The organism is Psychrobacter sp. 1Y11 (genome assembly GCF_052259045.1).
Lineage (GTDB): Bacteria > Pseudomonadota > Gammaproteobacteria > Pseudomonadales > Moraxellaceae > Psychrobacter.
The window spans coordinates 43325-60958 of the sequence record NZ_JBQQER010000010.1 but is presented as its reverse complement, the minus strand read 5'-3'; the positions used below and the strand labels follow the sequence as shown (position 1 = coordinate 60958).

Annotated in this window: 17 protein-coding genes and 1 tRNA gene; 9 read left to right on the top strand and 9 right to left on the bottom strand. The window is 45.0% G+C overall.

Features of this window, described 5'->3' with window-relative positions; all coding sequences use genetic code 11:
- The first annotated feature begins 7 nt into the window (after nucleotides 1-7).
- From ACTXGJ_RS09830 to ACTXGJ_RS09820, 3 genes are all read left to right on the top strand, one after another.
- Nucleotides 8-862 (top strand): universal stress protein, encoded by an 855-nt coding sequence (locus ACTXGJ_RS09830; protein WP_443565819.1) that lies wholly within the window; start codon nucleotides 8-10, stop codon nucleotides 860-862.
- 555 nt (nucleotides 863-1417) lie between these two features.
- Nucleotides 1418-1756, top strand: coding sequence for a P-II family nitrogen regulator (locus ACTXGJ_RS09825; protein WP_201611156.1), 339 nt, complete (start codon nucleotides 1418-1420; stop codon nucleotides 1754-1756).
- Nucleotides 1757-1873: 117 nt separating this feature from the next.
- Nucleotides 1874-3136, top strand: coding sequence for an ammonium transporter (locus ACTXGJ_RS09820; protein WP_439240545.1), 1263 nt, complete (start codon nucleotides 1874-1876; stop codon nucleotides 3134-3136).
- Between the two features lie 154 nt (nucleotides 3137-3290).
- Here ACTXGJ_RS09820 and ACTXGJ_RS09815 read toward each other — a convergent pair whose 3' ends face one another.
- The 3 genes from ACTXGJ_RS09815 to ACTXGJ_RS09805 form a co-directional block, all read right to left on the bottom strand.
- On the bottom strand, nucleotides 3291-3674 hold the full coding sequence (locus tag ACTXGJ_RS09815; RefSeq protein ID WP_439240547.1) for a DUF2147 domain-containing protein: 384 nt from the start codon (nucleotides 3672-3674) through the stop codon (nucleotides 3291-3293).
- A 277-nt stretch (nucleotides 3675-3951) separates the two neighbouring features.
- On the bottom strand, nucleotides 3952-4215 hold the full coding sequence (locus ACTXGJ_RS09810; RefSeq protein WP_439240549.1) for a hypothetical protein: 264 nt from the start codon (nucleotides 4213-4215) through the stop codon (nucleotides 3952-3954).
- Between the two features lie 128 nt (nucleotides 4216-4343).
- Entirely contained in the window at nucleotides 4344-5228 is an 885-nt protein-coding gene (locus ACTXGJ_RS09805; protein WP_439240551.1) for a DNA/RNA non-specific endonuclease, read from the bottom strand.
- 176 nt (nucleotides 5229-5404) lie between these two features.
- Between ACTXGJ_RS09805 and ACTXGJ_RS09800 the strand changes: the two genes are divergently transcribed.
- Nucleotides 5405-5495, top strand: a tRNA-Ser gene (locus ACTXGJ_RS09800).
- An 89-nt stretch (nucleotides 5496-5584) separates the two neighbouring features.
- Here ACTXGJ_RS09800 and ACTXGJ_RS09795 read toward each other — a convergent pair.
- Nucleotides 5585-6007, bottom strand: a complete 423-nt coding sequence (locus ACTXGJ_RS09795; protein WP_439240554.1) for a PaaI family thioesterase — start codon at nucleotides 6005-6007, stop codon at nucleotides 5585-5587.
- Nucleotides 6008-6241: 234 nt separating this feature from the next.
- Nucleotides 6242-7099, bottom strand: coding sequence for a sterol desaturase family protein (locus tag ACTXGJ_RS09790; RefSeq protein WP_439240556.1), 858 nt, complete (start codon nucleotides 7097-7099; stop codon nucleotides 6242-6244).
- 242 nt (nucleotides 7100-7341) lie between these two features.
- Here ACTXGJ_RS09790 and ACTXGJ_RS09785 point away from each other — a divergent pair, with 242 nt between their 5' ends.
- The 4 genes from ACTXGJ_RS09785 to ACTXGJ_RS09770 all read left to right on the top strand — a co-directional run bounded on the left by ACTXGJ_RS09785 (nucleotide 7342) and on the right by ACTXGJ_RS09770 (nucleotide 11398).
- Nucleotides 7342-8046, top strand: a complete 705-nt coding sequence (locus ACTXGJ_RS09785; RefSeq protein ID WP_443565815.1) for a hypothetical protein — start codon at nucleotides 7342-7344, stop codon at nucleotides 8044-8046.
- A gap of 214 nt (nucleotides 8047-8260) precedes the next feature.
- Nucleotides 8261-10033 (top strand): potassium/proton antiporter, encoded by a 1773-nt coding sequence (locus ACTXGJ_RS09780; RefSeq protein ID WP_443565814.1) that lies wholly within the window; start codon nucleotides 8261-8263, stop codon nucleotides 10031-10033.
- A gap of 19 nt (nucleotides 10034-10052) precedes the next feature.
- The gene (locus tag ACTXGJ_RS09775; protein WP_439240562.1) at nucleotides 10053-10736 is read left to right on the top strand and encodes a DUF421 domain-containing protein; all 684 of its coding nucleotides are present in this window, start codon (nucleotides 10053-10055) and stop codon (nucleotides 10734-10736) included.
- A gap of 245 nt (nucleotides 10737-10981) precedes the next feature.
- Complete coding sequence (locus ACTXGJ_RS09770) at nucleotides 10982-11398, top strand: hypothetical protein (protein WP_443565812.1); 417 nt, start codon at nucleotides 10982-10984, stop codon at nucleotides 11396-11398.
- Between the two features lie 101 nt (nucleotides 11399-11499).
- On the opposite strand, the gene ACTXGJ_RS09765 is transcribed toward ACTXGJ_RS09770, so the two are convergent.
- On the bottom strand, nucleotides 11500-12051 hold the full coding sequence (locus ACTXGJ_RS09765; protein ID WP_439240566.1) for a DUF3124 domain-containing protein: 552 nt from the start codon (nucleotides 12049-12051) through the stop codon (nucleotides 11500-11502).
- A 345-nt stretch (nucleotides 12052-12396) separates the two neighbouring features.
- On the opposite strand from ACTXGJ_RS09765, the gene cls reads away from it, so the two are divergent.
- Complete coding sequence (gene cls, locus ACTXGJ_RS09760; RefSeq protein WP_439240568.1) at nucleotides 12397-13896, top strand: cardiolipin synthase; 1500 nt, start codon at nucleotides 12397-12399, stop codon at nucleotides 13894-13896.
- A 4-nt stretch (nucleotides 13897-13900) separates the two neighbouring features.
- Here the strand turns inward: cls and ACTXGJ_RS09755 are convergent, their stop codons facing one another.
- From ACTXGJ_RS09755 to ACTXGJ_RS09745, 3 genes are all read right to left on the bottom strand, one after another.
- Nucleotides 13901-14839 (bottom strand): putative RNA methyltransferase, encoded by a 939-nt coding sequence (locus ACTXGJ_RS09755; RefSeq protein WP_443565841.1) that lies wholly within the window; start codon nucleotides 14837-14839, stop codon nucleotides 13901-13903.
- 150 nt (nucleotides 14840-14989) lie between these two features.
- Nucleotides 14990-16108 (bottom strand): phospho-N-acetylmuramoyl-pentapeptide-transferase, encoded by a 1119-nt coding sequence (gene mraY / locus ACTXGJ_RS09750; RefSeq protein WP_443565810.1) that lies wholly within the window; start codon nucleotides 16106-16108, stop codon nucleotides 14990-14992.
- Nucleotides 16109-16111: 3 nt separating this feature from the next.
- Complete coding sequence (locus ACTXGJ_RS09745; protein WP_439240573.1) at nucleotides 16112-17551, bottom strand: UDP-N-acetylmuramoyl-tripeptide--D-alanyl-D-alanine ligase; 1440 nt, start codon at nucleotides 17549-17551, stop codon at nucleotides 16112-16114.
- Nucleotides 17552-17634: the final 83 nt, after the last annotated feature.

The following is a 17634-nucleotide window of genomic DNA, read 5'->3' as shown; positions in this document are numbered from 1 at the left end:
TTGCCTTATGAGTAATTTAAAGCCAGATAGTGTCATTGCTTGTCTAGACTGTCCTGATCACGTGCAAGCGGTATTGGACGCAAGCATGTGGGCCTCCAATCGCCTGCAAGCGCCGATTGGTTTGTTGCATTCTGTACCAAGCATGCAGCAAAAAGCAGCGGTGAACTATTCTGGCTGCTTAAATATCGATGATGAAAGTCACTTGTTAGATCAATTTACTAGTCATGAGCACTTAAGTAATTTTGAGCTTAAAGCTCAAGGTAGGCTACTATTGCATCAAGCTAAAGCATACTGCGAAGAGCATCAGCACAAACGCTCCGTCTATACCTTACATCGCCATGAAAACCTCAGCGAGAGTATCGACTATGTGGATGAAAAATCGCAATTGATCGTTATCGGTCATCACGTCACTTGCAAAACCACCTTAAGCCAGCTAGTCAGATTGAGTCATTGCCCCATTTTGGTGACTCATGCACCATTTTTACTCCCTACTACGGCACTATTCGCTTTTGATAACCGCATTACCACCCACCGGATGCTCGATTGGCTGTGCAAAACGCCTTTAGTGCGCGCTTTAACCATTCATATCGTAATGGTCGGCAAAGATAGTAATGATAACTGCGACGCACTGCGTGAAGCTTATGCGCGTCTCAAGCAAGCAGGTATCAACGCCAAAAAAGCCCTGTTAGACTGCCGTGATGTCAGTGCTGCTCTCACCTACTATCAAAACGAGCATGAGATTGGGATGCTGATGAGCGGTGCTTTTGGGCAATCGCGTCTGCGGGAGATCTTACGAGGTAGCGATACTAAAAAACTGCTCGTCAGTACCAAAACGCCGTATCTACTTTTTCCAAAGCTCTAGTCTGTTAGAGCTAATTCTCACATTCAACCCGACTGACTGTGAATCAGCGAATATCCATCAATACCCTATCATTAATCTTCTACGCTCAATCCACTGTTGCACAGCGCTTACCGCTCTTAGGCGATAAGCGCTGTTTTATCTTGCGATCACTTTGCTTTTATCTCGCCTCACTGTATTCATTTTTGCTGACACTAGACGGCTGTTTTTGCACTTGCCTTTGCTCCTGTCTATGCTACAGCCTTCTGATAATCGCTATTCCCTGCTCTATATGATGTTTTAGTAACTCAGTAGGGTATAGCCTCCCCGAAGGCTTATAAGTTCGTTATAATAAAGCTCTTTTTAAGCCAGTGCTACATCGATAAATCGTCTGGTCGTATTGTTTACCCCTTTGTTTATGACGCGCTAAAGTCGTTTAAGGCACCAAGCTTACCTCCCCCTTGAGTAGGCTTGGCACAGTTCTTGAATGACTACTAGTAAGCATAAAAGAGGAGTAATACAGCGAATACTTCCTGATAGTGTCCTCTTTGTAGCCTCACTCATGTAAGGATAACACTTATGAAGTTAATCACTGCGGTTCTAAAACCTTTCAAGCTTGATGATGTACGTGAAGCGCTCTCTGACATCGGTGTCAAAGGCGTTACTGTCACTGAAGTAAAAGGTTTTGGACGTCAAAAAGGACACACTGAGCTGTATCGCGGTGCAGAATATGTGGTGGATTTTTTGCCAAAAGTAAAAGTAGAAGTCGCTGTCATTGATGAGATGGTCGAACCAGCTATCGAAGCTATCACTCGTATCGCTAGCACTGGCAAGATTGGCGACGGTAAAATCTTTGTCACTAGCTTAGAACAAGTTATTCGTATTCGTACCGGCGAGACAGGTCCTGATGCTATATAAAGTATAAAGCTGTAGAAGTATAAAACCGTACTTGCCCACTACTGGTGCAAGAAACGGTAAAAGCCTTAATTATCGGCAAGCCCGATAGCTGCATTGTCAATTCAAGGGGGAATTAAGATGCAAAGTCAGATTTTTGAGTTACAGTACGCGATTGATACGTTTTATTTTTTGGTCTGCGGCGCGCTAGTGATGTGGATGGCCGCTGGTTTTACGATGTTAGAGGCAGGAATGGTGCGTTCAAAAAACACCGTTGAGATCTTGACCAAAAACATCGCGCTGTTTGCGACCGCCTGTACTATGTATATGATCTGTGGCTACGCTATTATGTATGGCGGCGAGCTATTCTTAAGCGGCATCGTAGGCGACGCCGCGCTAGCAGCAGACGCGCTAGCCACTTCCGCGGAGAATGGCTTCGGCGGTGACTCAGTCTACTCAGCAGCCGCTGACTTTTTCTTTCAGGTAGTGTTTGTCGCGACCTGTATGTCTATCGTCTCAGGCGCAGTCGCTGAGCGCATGAAACTGTGGTCGTTTTTATTGTTTGCCGTAATCATGACTGGCTTTATTTATCCTATGGAAGGCCGCTGGACTTGGGGCGGTCAGGATGTCTTTGGTTTGTATAATTTGGGCGCCATAGGTTTTGTGGACTTTGCCGGCTCAGGCATTGTACATATGGCAGGAGCGGCAGCAGCATTGTCGGGTGTGTTGTTATTAGGAGCGCGCCACGGAAAATATGGCTCTAAAGGTGAGATACGAGCCATTCCTGGTGCCAACTTACCACTAGCGGCGCTTGGCACTTTGATCCTATGGATGGGCTGGTTTGGTTTCAATGGTGGTTCAGTACTAAAACTAGGAGATATCGCTAGCGCTAACACTGTGGCTATGGTGTTTTTAAATACCAATGCCGCGGCAGCAGGCGGCGCTATCGGAGCGCTGTTATTAGCAAGGCTTATCTTTGGTAAAGCCGATTTGACTATGCTCTTAAATGGTGCACTAGCGGGGCTAGTCGCTATTACCGCCGAGCCTTCTACGCCTTCTGCCCTACAAGCTACCCTGTTTGGAGTGGCTGCGGGTATCATTGTCGTGTTATCTATCCTCGCTTTAGATAAAATAAAAATTGACGACCCTGTTGGCGCTCTTTCGGTGCATGGCGTGGTCGGTCTATTTGGGCTATTAATTGTACCTATTACGAACCCAGCAGCTACCTTCATAGGTCAGCTCGTTGGCGCGGTTACCATCTTTGCTTGGGTATATGTGGCAAGCTTAGTAGTTTGGCTAGTAATCAAAGCCGTTTTCGGTCTGCGTCTCTCTGAAGAAGAGGAATATGAGGGTGCGGATATCGCTGAGTGCGGGATGGAAGCTTATCCTGAATTTGTCCGATAGATGCAGCGAGTAGTGATTTGAAAATATCAGTGTTCTAAAGTCATCAAAATAAAAATCCCGCATAACCTACTGGCTACGCGGGATTTCTTTTACTGGTTTGTTTTATAGACTGATTAATAAGTCTTAACTATTACTAATAGTCCTAAAATTTACCTTATTTCTTTTTCCACTGCTGGCTGCGTGAAAACGGACCAATATAACCTTTTAGGTTTAAAGTGTCGCCGCTCAAGCTAGCTGTCATGCGATAGTCTTTACCTTTTTCTGGATCAGTAATCGTACCACCGCTATATTTACCACCGCCGTCAGCTTTTAGACCAGAGATAATGGTCATGCCAACGTGCTTTTTGCCTTTGGCTGAGTTGGTACCAATAAGCTTACCAGTCAATACGCCGTTAGACTCAGTGATTTTGACCGTGCCTTTAGGCTTGCCATCATCATAAGTTTGCCAAGTAGTATTATGCAATGGGTCAGCGGCAAATGCCATAGTTGCCATGCTAATACCAGCGGCTGCTAAAGCGGTTTTTGTAAATAATTTCATATATCGACTCCCTTCAATGATTGTGCAATAAACTGCGTGTATTGCGCTTGTCCTTAAAAAATCTCTACGACTAGAACTGTTTGTATCCAACATAAATAAAAAAGAAGTTATTTCTGTGAGTTATCTTTTCCACTTATTATTCAGATTAATAACGACTAAAATAGTCTTTATCAAAACAGTACAAGCGCTGTCTGATTACATTATAGGCAAAAAAAACATTTTGCCTAGTAATTTTTTATAAAGATTTCTTTCTCTAATTCATAACTATATCAAATAGTTACAAAAACGGATTATCAATATTGTCATCTGACCAGTCATCATTTGATTTTGACACTTCATCTATATATGTGTACTGACCAGTTCTTTCAAATTGCTTTAATATCTTATTGGTAAGCTCGTGTAGCTGCTTTGCCTGCTCAAATCCAGCTTCAGTCAAGTATAAATCCAAATCACCGTAGATAATAATCTTGTCTTGTTGATTTTCGATAACCAATTCACCAATTTGCATACTTTGATGATTATTTGCAAAAGGATCGATCATAAGTTACTCCAATTATCAAAAATAGTGATCAGCAACGATCATTTATATTCATTAAGCAATCTATACCACCAGTATATTCTTATAGTGCCTGTTAATGCCTATGATTTAGATCGTACGACTTATCGTAATTACGCTTGCAGCTGTGTCAACAGCCAATCCACTAAAGCTAAAACGAATATTAGCCATAATGGCTCTTCGCTAGGCTCAGTAGGGGCATCTATCTTTTCTCCCGCTTTTAATGGCAATGCCAAAACTTGCTGCTTTACCGCGCTATCTAACACAGGGAGCACTTCCACCCCTACCTGTTCGCTAAGCTCATCAAGGCTAATCACCTCAACGCGTTCGGACTCATCATTAGGCGCGTAGTAGACGCCGGCTTGATTGAGAGCTGGAATATAAACCGCTTTAAAAAAATGACTAGGTACGAGCACTTGCCTATTTAAGCGCTTCGTTTTTTTATCCGTAAAGGCCACTCCTGTCACGGTATAAACTTCGCCATATTGCTGCGTGAGATAGCGCGTAGCGGATTCGATATTGCGCCAAATGTAGCGGTTATTGCGCGGCGACTGCGGCGCGATATTAGCGAGACTAAAGCTATCGTACTGCTGCGAGCGCGTGGCCATGTCGGCATTGGGCGCAAGATGTCCTCTATCATAGCCTGAGCCTGAATAATCGTCTAATGACGCTCTAGCAGATTCTGGCAGACGGCTCTCTTCATGAAAGCTGTCTTCACGATCAATCGTTTTGGCCTGATTGAGACGGGTTCGAGTCAGATGTTCTGCGGACCATAAAGGTGTGCGCGTCACCCCTGAGTACATGACCGCAAAGCCATCCATACATAGCGCTTGGGTGTTAGCTCTGAGCTTATCATTGATAAATTCAGGATAAACCCCGCCATAAAATGACTCATTACACTGGCTTAAGTCATCGGCATAAGCAGGCGCTATCGCGAGTAGCCATACCGTTATCATCGCTCCTGCACTGGCTGTTATGCTATGTTTGACACGACTCATCGCCCTACTATTTATTATTGCAAAACTCATCACGTTATTTTGTACCCTTCGTCGATATAATCGATGCTGCTGTCCTCACTAATGCGCTATCCTAGCAGGCACTTATTAATAAAGAAAGATAAAGCGCAAACCGTGACAATTCAAATCGTATCCGTTATACTAAGCCGTCTAAAAAAGGTGACGTGGGTGAGTGGCTGAAACCGCACGCCTGGAAAGTGTGTATACGTTCATAGCGTATCGAGGGTTCGAATCCCTCCGTCACCGCCATTTCTCTTCTGTTAAATCAAGCTTCCTTGATTGGCACTTTTTCTAGCCTTTTTAAACATTCCTGCACTACTCTTCAAGCAAAGCCTTTTTCATTTTAGCTCGTCACGCTTAGGCGGCACCGAATAAGTCCCAACCACATGGGCCACCATATCCTCAGAGCCTTTGGAATAGAGAGATACTTCGCCTACGATTAATGCGCGTCCTACTTTTATTAAGCTGCACTCAGCAATGATGCTCGCCTCTGCTACTGGTCTGCGCAAAAAGTTAATGGTTAGGCTAGTGGTTACCGCTAAGGGTACGATACCGATTTCACCCAGTATCGCTATATAAATCGCGACATCTGCAATACTCATCAATACCGGGCCGGAAACGGTGCCGCCAGGTCGCAGCTCGTCGCTACCAACAGCGAGTGACAAAGTGGCTTTGCTATCCCCTACTGACTCAATCTTATATCTAGATTTCGGAAACTCTGAGTGTATAAAGGCAACGATTTCTTCTTTAGTGGCTGACATAATTCTCTCCATGTTTTCATTATTATCGTTGTAAGCTTCCTGCTTTTTTATTGAAAATGTATTAGGGTCTGTTGAAATTTAGCTTATGCTTATATAGTCGATTCACTTTAAAAATGACATAGCGCTGTTGGGATGAATTTTACGCAGCATCGAAGGAACGCAGCACGCAAGTAAAACTTATACCAGTAGCGCACTTAGTCTCATAACAATTTTACTTTAAACTGACTATAGCAGCTAACCCCGCGCCTGCCGTTTAAGCGCCTGAGCCTGTCGTTTTGCCAGCTTCGTACTCTCCTCAATCTCAACGGGTGTCAGACCTTTCTTCTTTTCTTTTAGATAATTCAAATAGGCCGGAATATGAGTCTTGCCTAAATATTTATCCAAATACGGCAAAAATCCCGCGTAGTTGCCTTTGAATTTGGCATGATGAAAATCGTGATACACCGGCCCTTCGTAAACTGGCAGTAGATGGGCAGGATTCCACGGGATATCATAGCCGATATGACCATCCGCGCCTTCAATTTGCCGTAGTATCACCCATAGATAGACCACGTAAATGTGCGCGCCAAGCACGATAGGCCCGACCAAGGTGAGCGTCGCGGTGAGCGAGTACTCGACCCAATGCATGTAGTTACCGTTGATGCCGCAAGTATTATGAATCCGGTGATGGACGCTATGGATGTGCTTGAGTAGCCACTTATTCTCATGCATATAGCGGTGCATCCAGTAGTACAAAAAGTCATCGAGCAGCACAAAGAACACCAGCTGCGCGATAATAATGTACCACGCAGGTAGCGCGCCATTATGTACGCCGGTGAGCTTAAGGAGTGGCCAAACCAGCACTAATAAGGCCGCTAAGATAATATTATTGATGATGATACGGCCAATGGACGGCAGTAAGAACTTCTGCATCTCAAAGGGCTTGGATTGTATTTTATATTTACGCAGCGCAATAGGATCACGCCAAGCGATAATCGTCCACGGAATCGCCACCACCAAAAACGCTGTCATGCTGATGGCTAGCGTCGCCATCGGAAACTGCCAAAACCAAGGATCGTTGTAGAAGCCTTGCCAGTAAGAGAACACATCCATATGTCACCTATTGCACTTACCATGAAATTTATGAAACTTAGTCTAGTAGAGTAATAAAACTTGTACAGATTAGCCAGACATTAACTATTCAGTCATCACTATAGCGCTGATGATGCTAGTCTTATAGCTGTAGCGCTATAAATAACGAATGTCAGACGCGAGCGCTACAAAATTCGATTATAGTAGATAGCAGCGGTCGATATCGGCTGAACGTCAACGCAAAATAATAGCAAGGATGAACGATGAAAAACTTAGCCTTAGCAGGACTAGTAGGACTGAGCTTAAGCGCTTGTGTAACCATCAACGCGCCGATGGATGGCATGGATAACGCTAATGATAGCGTCGTCACTCAATATCCGATTGAGACCGCATTGCTCAATATCTATACTCGCGAGCGTACTGAGACTCTATATGCCGTCGATGAGACAAAACCTTTAGTGTCACAGATCAAGGTTGTGCCTAAGGGCTTTATGAGCTTTGAGGGTAGACAATTGCAGACGGCGCAGATGACGACTCTGACCACGACAGAGGGAAAAGTGGTAGGCAATGCGATAAATCTAAATTATTATAGCTTGAACCCTTTGAAGTTCTACGGATTTACCAATAATTTAGGCCAGTATTCAGTAGCGACGCAAACGGCTACCTTGCCTAAACGAGCGCAAACGGGCGCTGCTAGCGAGCTACTCACTGAGACGGTCTACACCGATAGCAGTAAGCGTCAGCAAGTGAGCCAATTCACTCAAGCATGGACACTATCGCAAGCTAGTAACCATACCGCTTGGTTCTGTCTAAATACCTCTGAAAACCAGCTGACCAATGGTAAGCATAAAGGTAGCTCGTCACACTGTTATAACATCGATGCCAAAGGTGACATACTAGATAGCAAACTGACCGTCAACCAGCCAACTATCGACGGAACTAAGACCATTCATTATCTTAGTAAATAACTATTATCACCAGTGCCTTGTCCCTACTACTTCAGCACAAAACAGGCTCTTTTACTCCAAAATAAAAGAGGTCGTCAACAGCACTCTATTTATTGACAGAGCTAATTATTGATCTTGTTAATTATTAGCAAAGTTAAGTTTGACGCTGAGGCTACTGTTGTGAATAATGACGCAGACGAGCCTTTTGACGCTCAGTATAAATAGGATAAAAAAGATGGATACTTTAAACGTCCTATATTTAGTAGGGGCATTATTGATCTTTGCTAGCATTATGGCTAGCACCTTATCGGCACGTTTAGGCGTGCCTTTGCTGCTGCTGTTCTTAATAGTAGGAATGCTCGCGGGTGAAGAAGGTGTGCTGGGTATTGAATTTTCACAGTACAATATTGCCAACTTCATCGGTCAAGCTGCCTTAGCTTGTATTTTGCTCGATGGCGGCCTGCGTACCTCCTTTCAGTCGTTTCGAGTCGGACTAAAGCCGGCAGTCACCCTAGCCACTTGGGGCGTTTTTGCGACGGTAGTAGTTTTAGGACTCTTCGTTACTTGGCTCCTCGATGTCGACTGGCGCGTGGGTATGTTGATGGCGGCTATCGTAGGCTCGACCGATGCGGCGGCGGTGTTTTCGCTACTTCGTAATGGCGGCGTCAAGCTCAACGATCGGGTGCAAGCGACACTGGAGCTTGAGTCTGGCGCGAACGATCCTTTTGCTATTTTGTTAGTCACCGGCCTGATCGCGCTAAACGTCGATCCCAAAGGTCAGACGGTGCTTGGCTTTTTGGGTTTACTCGTTCAGCAGTTGGGTTTTGGCTTACTATTAGGCCTGCTTGCCGGCTATCTATTATCCAAGCTACTGCCCAAGATCAATCTAGCGGCAGGGATGTACGCTATTTTGATCCTCTCTGCGGGGCTGGCGGTATTTGCCGCTACTAACCTTATTGGTGGTAGCGGGTTTTTGGCAGTCTATCTGGCAGGGGTCATCATTGGTAATAATAAAGTGCGCTCCACCGAGCATGTGCTGCGGGTGATGGATAGCTTTGCTTGGTTATCGCAAGCGGTGCTGTTTGTGGTTTTAGGGCTATTAGTCACGCCCTCCAACGTGCTCAATGTTTGGTACTATTCGGTCGCGATTACCGCCTTTATGATCTTGGTTGCGCGCCCTATCGCCGTCTATTCTAGTGTCAAACCCTTCAAATTTAAAGATAAGGAGATTGGTTTTATCTCTTGGGTTGGCCTGCGCGGCGCGGTGCCGATTACCTTAGCTATTTTACCGGTCATAGCCTTGGTCGAGGATGCGTTCTTATTGTTCGATATCGCCTTTGGCGTGGTGGTGTTATCGCTGATTTTGCAAGGCAGCACTATTCCTATTATGGCTAATCTATTTAGGGTGCGTATTCCCAATAACAAAGAGCCCAAAGAGCAGCACGAGGTTTGGGTCTCTGATAGGGCCAAAATCACGCTCTATGAGTTTGAGGTCAATGACGGCGCCTTCGCGATAGGTCGCCATCCGCAAACCATCTCTACTAATATTAATGCTAACGAGATAAAAATTTTTGCGCTTGTGCGGCGCCAGTATTTGGTCGTGGTCGATGACAATACTGAGCTCAAACGAGGCGATCATGTCTGGTATGCGCTTAGAGGCAAACATGCCAGCAAAATTGCGCAAATATTCAATGATACTAGCCTCAATAATAAAGAGATGGATGACTTTTATGGCGACTGGCTATTATCGCCTAGCGCTAAACTTGGCAGCCTGCCTTTTTTCGATGAACTGATGCAAACAGAGACCGTCAACACTAAACCTAAAACGAAAAGAGAGACGCCTGCTGTAGATATGTGGCAGCAAACCGTGGCCGAGTATATCATCGAGAATTTAGAAACGGCTCCGGTCTCAGGCGATACCGTGGCGATCAATAATGACTGGTCTTTGGTGGTGAAAGAGATAGATGAAAAAGGCGCTTTTAGAACGATTGGCCTAAAATACAAATAGTAAAAGTTAAGGTTATAAAATGGATTGGGCGAGCATTTTTATTCACGATACCACTTGGAGTTTTGCGCTTGAGGTCGCCCTGCGCGCGGCGATCATGTTTATCATGATTATTGTGTTTTTGCGCTTCACCGGTAAGCGTGGCGTGCGTCAGCTGTCTATCTTTGAGCTGACTATTATCCTATCGCTTGGCTCTATCGCAGGCGATCCGATGTTCACTGAGGATTTACCCATTATCCAAGCGGTGATCATTATGAGCGTGGTCATCGGCCTGTACCGCTTATGCACTTGGTTTATGATGAAGTATCAGCCTTTTGAATATCTGTTAGAGGGCAAGCCGGTTTATATCGTCGAAAATGGGCGCTTGGTACTAGAGAAAATCAAAGAAGGCAAGATGTCGCACGATGAGTTTTTCTCTGAGATGCGCCGGCAAGGCGTTGAGCACTTAGGGCAAGTGCGTATTGGTCTGTTAGAGGTCGATGGCAATTTCAGTCTCGTGCTCTATCCACTCGATGATACCCGTTATGGTTTGCCGCTATTTCCTAAGCCTTATCAAGCGGTGCAGCAAGTCGAGCCCAATTATCACTACGCCTGCATGTACTGCGGTAATGTCGCTTATCTGACGCAGGCGCATGAGCTCTGCAATCGCTGCCATAATAAAAGTCGGCGTTGGGCGAAAGCCATCAATAATGAGATTGTGACTTAAGCTATCGATAGAATATAAAACACCTAGTTATAAGCAATTCATAATACCCTTATTCTAACAAGGATTTACTAAAAGGCTCATTAGTATACAATTCATGGATATTGATTACCTTTATTAAAGTCTTCTAAACATTAGTGACGGCAATATCCTTTACACTGTAGATAATTTCAATATTTATAGAGTATTTAAGAATATAATATAAATTTTTACTAAAACTAATTTATTACTAAAAATAGGAAGCTTTTATGAAAAAGCTATTGATAAGCGCCACGCTAGCACTATCAAGCCTAACAGCGATTAGCGCTTGTGCCAATACGAACGCTCGTAACACTATGCCTCATAACAATATGCAGCAAATACATCATAATAACAGCGGTCAACATATGCGTAACAGCATGAACACTATGATGGCTGAGCTGGACTTGACAGCCCAACAAAAAGCGCAAATTCAAGCGTTTAAACAGAACAAGCGTGGTGATCACATGCAAACCCGTGAAGCCATGATGAATATATTAACCCCAGAGCAACGCCAGAAGCTTGCGACAATGCGCGCGCAGCACATGAAACAAGGCGGTCATATGATGAAACGAGGTCATATGAATCAAGAGGGCCACATGATGAACAAAGGCCACATGAATCAAAACAGTCATATGAACCAATGAGGCTCACTTTAGCTTTAACCATAGAAGCGCAGCCGATATAGCTCGGCTGCGCTTCTTTTAGTTCAGTGTCTTTTAAGCTCAGTGATAAAAACAAGCAAATGCTAATGAGTCACGGGCGTGCCTTGAGTACTAAAAGCAAAGCCTTTATTACTAAAATTACCCACCATCACCGCTTCAATAACTGGCGTGAGCGTATCATTAATGCCTTCAACCTCAATGATAAAATTCGCTCCAGAGCCCCCTTTATCTTCTTCTTTTTCGACGATATAGTTCAGCGTGCCCATCGCTGGCAGCTCGATAGGACTATTAACGTATGATTTTACAAAGGTGCCATCCGTACTATAATAATCAATTTTATTGATATAAAGAGAGTTTTTTAGCGCGGTATTACGGACGCTCAAAGTCGCTGAGAGCAACACTTTACGGTTGTCTTTATCAGTATAGATATCCGAATAGATGGGCACATAGAAGGTTTGTTTATAAGTGAATTGACTGCGATCCACCTCTGAGCTCATCTCCAAGTTTTCGATTGGATCTAGATGCTCTTCTGAATAGACGATGTTCGGATCTTGGGCCTCATTATTACAGCCGGACAATGACATTGATAAGGCCACACTAGTAAGCAACAGCATAGATAAATGACAATTATTCATAACCTTCTCCTATGTTAGACGCCGTGGTAGGTCTATCTAGGCGCTGCGTACGACCAAAGTTATCTTTATCATACTCATAGTGCAGGGTATTAAGCAATCAAATCGCTCGCAATAAAGCCTTAGCAAGCAGCAGCAAACTCTGACTTACGTTTTGATATATCTAACGCTATAAAATACGGTATAGTCAACGGATATCTACAAACGAAACGAGCTTTTATTTGCTCGGAGGCTATACAGATTCTATGTAAAAGTTAATTAGACACTAAGTAGAACCTGTGTAGATACTTATGTAGAAATAGAGTAAAAGACTCGCTACCAACGATAAAAATAACAACGGACCGCTTTATGTTTCTAGACATTCTCCTGACTATTCACTTTTTACTGCTGCTGCTGATCTCGGTTCGAGTGCTCGCCCGCCATGACTTGACCGCTCCAGCTCGATTGGCGTGGATAGTTATCCTCTTCGTCTTGCCTTATATTGGCGTTGTGGTTTACTGGTTATTTGGCGAGATTCACTTGGGGCGCAAATTTACACAGAACTATGAGCGCATCAAACATGAGCTGTATCATAATCATCCTGAAGTTCTTGGTCATGACGTCGACTTAGTAAAAGCGGTCAAACCTGAATACCAAGCGGCTTTTGCTTACTCTGCTGAGGTTACCGGCTTCCATACTACTGTCGGTAATAGCGCTGAGCTGATGGCGGATGCTGCTGAAACCGAAGCGCGAATGATTGCTGATTTCGATGCGGCGACCGATCATATCCATGTGCTTTACTATATTTGGTTGATCGATGGTATGGGGATAGATACCGCGCAAGCACTCATGCGTGCAGCCAAGCGCGGGGTGAGATGCCGGGCGATGGTCGATGGCATGGGCTCGCGTAAGATGGTACGCTCCAAAATATGGCGCGAGATGAGAGAGGCTGGCGTGGAAGTCAGTGTGGCGCTGCCCATTCGCAATATCATTAAGGTGCTGCTCTTTAGCCGTATCGACTTACGTAATCACCGAAAAATCACTGTCATCGATGGTAAGATTAGCTACAACGGTAGTCGCAACTGCGCTGATCCTGAGTTTCGAGTCAAGCCTCGATTTGCGCCTTGGGTTGATATTATGCTGCGCTTTGAGGGGCCTATCGTCGCGCAAAACCAGATGTTATTCGCTAGCGACTGGCTAATGAAAAACCCAGAGACCCCGTTAGACAGCTTTCCTTATTTTGTTGAACCAAAGAATCAGGCTCAAAGCAATTCTCAAAATCAGCAGCAGCACCAGCCTAAAAATATTGCTGCAGCATACGGCATAGCGGCGCAAGTTTTCGCTGACGGGCCGACTCAGCGCCGCGGCACGACGCCACAGTTTTTAAACACTTTGATTGGCCAGACCAAGCGCACTCTAACGATCTCTACTCCCTACTTCGTCCCTGACTACTCTTTAGTTAGCGCCTTATGCGCGGCTTCCTATCGAGGTGTCGAGGTGACGATGATATTCCCTAGACATAACGATTCTTTGATCGTGGCGGCCACTTCTCGCAGCTACTATTGGGAGCTATTACAGGCAGGAGTGAATATTTATGAGTATAAGCCGGGCTTGCTACATGCTAAGACTTTGACCGTCGATGGTGAAATCAGCTTGATCGGCTCAACTAACTTAGATCTGCGTAGCTTTGATTTAAACTATGAAAATAACGTAGTGTTCAGCGATAGAGAATTGACTGAGCAAATTATCGAGCGTCAACAGCAGTATATTACTGATTCTGATCATGTCAGTCTTGAACAGGTAGAAAATTGGCCGTTATATTATCGAATTTGGCATAATATTGTCGCGACAATGGGGCCCGTACTATAATAGGCTATAACGGGCGTTTTTTTAAGACATAAACCACAAATTTTGCCTCCGTATTAAAGCTCGCCGCTGCCGCTTTTGCCAATAGCGCTTGCCGCTTTTCTGGCTGAGCTCGATAAGCATAAGGGGTCATGGTTAATAAATCCGCTAAGTCTGCTGCTGGTAAAGTCAACTCAGTACTTATTCGCTGAGTATCTAATACTTCAAAAAGGGGCGCAAGCTCGGTCAAAAACTTATCCGAATTATGCTCACGTACTTCATCAAATAAGGCCTCGCGCACGCTAGTCAAATGTCCTATATCGGGTTTAGCTATCACTAAATAGCCACCCTCTTGCAAGACATCTGCAAACGCTGTCGGCAATATCGGGCTAAAAATACTAGTAATGCCAGTCAAACTATTGGCGCTCAGTGGTAGATGAGCGGCGCTAGTGACGATAGGATAAATAGCTTCCTTGTTGTCATCTTGCTTATCAATATCTAACCATAAGCGCTTAGCCGCTTTGCTAGCCTTAGCGACTTCTATAACCGCAGGCTTGCTAATATCCGCGGCGATTAAGCTATTAATGCCCTTAGTTTGCGCAATTGCCCCAGTATAATACCCCTCGCCGCAGCCGATATCTAACCAATCGACGGATGATTTGTCTGTTTGTCCAGTACTGTGCTTTGCTGATAGTAAAGCGTTGATTTGCGCACAAACTAGATCACGCAGCGGCTGGTAGTGAGCGTTTGCTAAAAACCGTTGCCGGGCAAGGATAGAGTTGCTACTGTCGCCGGGGGATTTGGATTTTTTTTGATTGACCGGTAATAGGTTGACATAGCCTTGACGCGCCACATCAAAAGGATGAGAAACATTTTTAGGGTTTAAGCTACCATCACAGCGCCAAGTGTCTGCTGCTGGAAATAGTGGTGATTGGCAAATAGGACATATAAATAGTGACACAAGTATCTTAACCTCTTCTAAATTTGCTCATTATTTTGACATTAGCATCTTAACAAAAGTTACTACGGATAAGCGATAAAAAAGCCACTCTAAAATTATCTAGAGTGGCTTTTTGGCTTTGTTATTAAGGGGTGTTGAACCTTGTAAAGCTAGCATTTAACGCAGTTTTAAAGTCATCAAGCCAAGCACTACTAGCACAATAGCAATAATCCAAAATCTTGCCACCACTTTTGTCTCTTTCCAGCCGATCTCTTCAAAATGATGATGCAAGGGTGCCATGCGAAAGATACGTTTTTTGCGTAGTTTATAAGAGCCCACCTGCAATATCACTGATACCGCTTCAGCGACAAATAAGCCGCCCATAATCGCAAAGGCAATCTCTTGCCGCGTCATCACCGCGATCGTACCAAGCATCGCGCCTAGTGCTAACGCGCCAACATCGCCCATAAACACTTGCGCGGGATGAGCGTTAAACCACAAAAATCCAAGTCCTGCACCCACCATCGCCCCGCAGACGATAATGACTTCAGAGTTATAGGGAATATAAGGTACATGCAAGTATTCTGAGAAGCGCACGTCACCTGAGACATAAGCCATAGCGCCAAGGCCTGCGGCGACTAATACTACCGGTAATATCGCTAAGCCATCTAAGCCGTCGGTCAAGTTGACCGCGTTAGAAGCGCCATTAATCACAAAATACGTAAAGACAATAAAGGCAATGCCAAAAGGCACCGCAGAAAAAGGAATGTACCAATCTTTAAATATAGGCAGCAGTAGATCCTGCATCATACGAGTGGTTGCGATATCAGACTGTAAAGTGGCAATATAGTATAAAGAGACCCCGACGAAGATAGCACCGACCGATAGCCAAAAATACTTCTTACGCGCAATCAGCCCTTTGGGATCTTTGTATTTAATCTTCAACCAGTCATCTGCCCAACCGACCGCGCCAAAAATAACCATGACAATAAGTAAAATCCAAACATAAGGATTATCTAAGCGCGCCCATAATAAGCTTGCCACACCGATAGAAGTGAGGATAAGCACCCCGCCCATCGTTGGCGTGCCAGTCTTGGCCAAATGCGACTGCGGACCATCATCACGAATAGCCTGTCCATATCGAAGCGTACGCAAATGACGTATCACCCGCCCGCCCAAGAGCAGACTAAACCCTAAGGCAGTAATGACGGCTAATAGTGCGCGCAGCGTCAAGGATGAGACCGCGGAAAACGGAGAATAATACTGGCTAAGCCATTCAAATAACCAAACTAACACCGCTTACTCCTCGATTAGCGCATTGATGAGGGTTTCCATTTCCATAAAACGAGACCCTTTGAATAGCACAGTACAAGGATGTGCTTGCTGCGCTTGTAAATACTGCTGTAAATACTGTAATAAGCTGTCTTTATCTTCAAAATCATGCGCAGTAATACCGCCGATCTCTTCTGCTCCGGCAACAGTGTATTGAGCGTATTCACCAACGCAAAGTAGCACATCGATACCGCTAGCCGCAATGGTACGACCTAAGCTTTGATGCTCGCTAACCGCGGCGTCGCCTAGCTCACCGATGTCCCCGAGTACCATCACTTGCGTACCCGTTTGCGCGGCTAGTACTTTGGCAGCGGCACGTACGGCATGCGGATTGGCATTGTAAGTATCATCGATCAAGCGATGATTGCCTAATAACTGACTATCAAGGCGGCCTTTCGCCGGACGGGCGTTTTCTAGGCCGATGACAATATCTTCAATATCAATAGCTAACGCATAAGCGCAAGCTGCCGCCGCTAAGGCGTTATTGACATTATGCTCACCGGCGAGCGGTAGACAGATATCTTTTACCTGTGTGCCGATATGCAATTTAAACTCGCTGCGCTCAGGCTCGACATCGAGATGGCTGGCGCTGACATCGGTATTACCAAAACCGATTACTTTTGCGGTATTTTTCTCAGCAGTGCGGCGTAGCTGATTGGTAAAGTCGTCTTTGTCCGGCACAATCGCAAACTGGTTATCGCTTAGGGTGTGGTAAATCTCAGATTTGGTCTGGCAAATACCTTCACGGCTACCAAACTCGCCTAAGTGCGCGGTACCGATATTGAGAATACAAGCCACATCAGGACGCACAATTTCAGTGGTATAAGCGATTTCACCGATATGATTGGCCCCAAGCTCCATGATGGCATAGCGATGATGATCGGATAGCTCAAGCAGCATCATCGGCACGCCCAAATCATTATTCAAGTTACCGCGGGTAATCAGCGTCGGCGCTAGGCGACCGAAGATACTGCCGAGCATCTCTTTGCAAGTTGTCTTACCACTTGAGCCTGTAATTGCAATAACGGTTAGATTAGAATGCTGCTGACGGCGATAAGCGCCTAATTGACCCAAAGCCAAACGCGTGTTATCAACCACTAACTGCGGAATGCTCGTTGAAATAGGACGCGAGACGATAGCGGCGATAGCGCCTTTAGAAGCCGCAATGTTGATATAATCATGACCATCGAAATTATCGCCACTAAGCGCTAAAAATATATCACCTGCTTGAATGGTGCGCGTATCAGTGGTGATACGATTGCTCGTCACCTCCAGCTCTTGACTGTCTTGCGCTGCCTGCGCTTGTTGCCAATGTCCACTAAGCGCTGCTGTCGCTGTCAGCAAGTTATCCGCTTGCCAGACATACAGTCCTTGCGACTGAATAGTATTGTGGTGGTCAGCTGTCATAGTGAATACCTTTTATATTAATTATTAACGACTACTTTTTATGAATGGTCTATTGAGGCTTATTAGCTAGACGCCTGATATGC

Bases quoted from the DNA above. Each gene is read 5' to 3' on its own strand.
- ACTXGJ_RS09820 (WP_439240545.1), top strand. From the start codon at position 1,874: ATGCAAAGTCAGATTTTTGAGTTACAGTACGCGATTGATACGTTTTAT.
- ACTXGJ_RS09810 (WP_439240549.1), bottom strand. From the start codon at position 4,215: ATGATCGATCCTTTTGCAAATAATCATCAAAGTATGCAAATTGGTGAA.
- ACTXGJ_RS09745 (WP_439240573.1), bottom strand. From the start codon at position 17,551: ATGACAGCTGACCACCACAATACTATTCAGTCGCAAGGACTGTATGTC.
- ACTXGJ_RS09795 (WP_439240554.1), bottom strand. From the start codon at position 6,007: ATGTCAGCCACTAAAGAAGAAATCGTTGCCTTTATACACTCAGAGTTT.
- ACTXGJ_RS09785 (WP_443565815.1), top strand. From the start codon at position 7,342: ATGAAAAACTTAGCCTTAGCAGGACTAGTAGGACTGAGCTTAAGCGCT.
- ACTXGJ_RS09790 (WP_439240556.1), bottom strand. From the start codon at position 7,099: ATGGATGTGTTCTCTTACTGGCAAGGCTTCTACAACGATCCTTGGTTT.
- ACTXGJ_RS09780 (WP_443565814.1), top strand. From the start codon at position 8,261: ATGGATACTTTAAACGTCCTATATTTAGTAGGGGCATTATTGATCTTT.
- cls (WP_439240568.1), top strand. From the start codon at position 12,397: ATGTTTCTAGACATTCTCCTGACTATTCACTTTTTACTGCTGCTGCTG.
- ACTXGJ_RS09770 (WP_443565812.1), top strand. From the start codon at position 10,982: ATGAAAAAGCTATTGATAAGCGCCACGCTAGCACTATCAAGCCTAACA.
- ACTXGJ_RS09825 (WP_201611156.1), top strand. From the start codon at position 1,418: ATGAAGTTAATCACTGCGGTTCTAAAACCTTTCAAGCTTGATGATGTA.
- ACTXGJ_RS09830 (WP_443565819.1), top strand. From the start codon at position 8: ATGAGTAATTTAAAGCCAGATAGTGTCATTGCTTGTCTAGACTGTCCT.
- ACTXGJ_RS09815 (WP_439240547.1), bottom strand. From the start codon at position 3,674: ATGAAATTATTTACAAAAACCGCTTTAGCAGCCGCTGGTATTAGCATG.
- ACTXGJ_RS09805 (WP_439240551.1), bottom strand. From the start codon at position 5,228: ATGAGTCGTGTCAAACATAGCATAACAGCCAGTGCAGGAGCGATGATA.
- ACTXGJ_RS09765 (WP_439240566.1), bottom strand. From the start codon at position 12,051: ATGAATAATTGTCATTTATCTATGCTGTTGCTTACTAGTGTGGCCTTA.
- ACTXGJ_RS09775 (WP_439240562.1), top strand. From the start codon at position 10,053: ATGGATTGGGCGAGCATTTTTATTCACGATACCACTTGGAGTTTTGCG.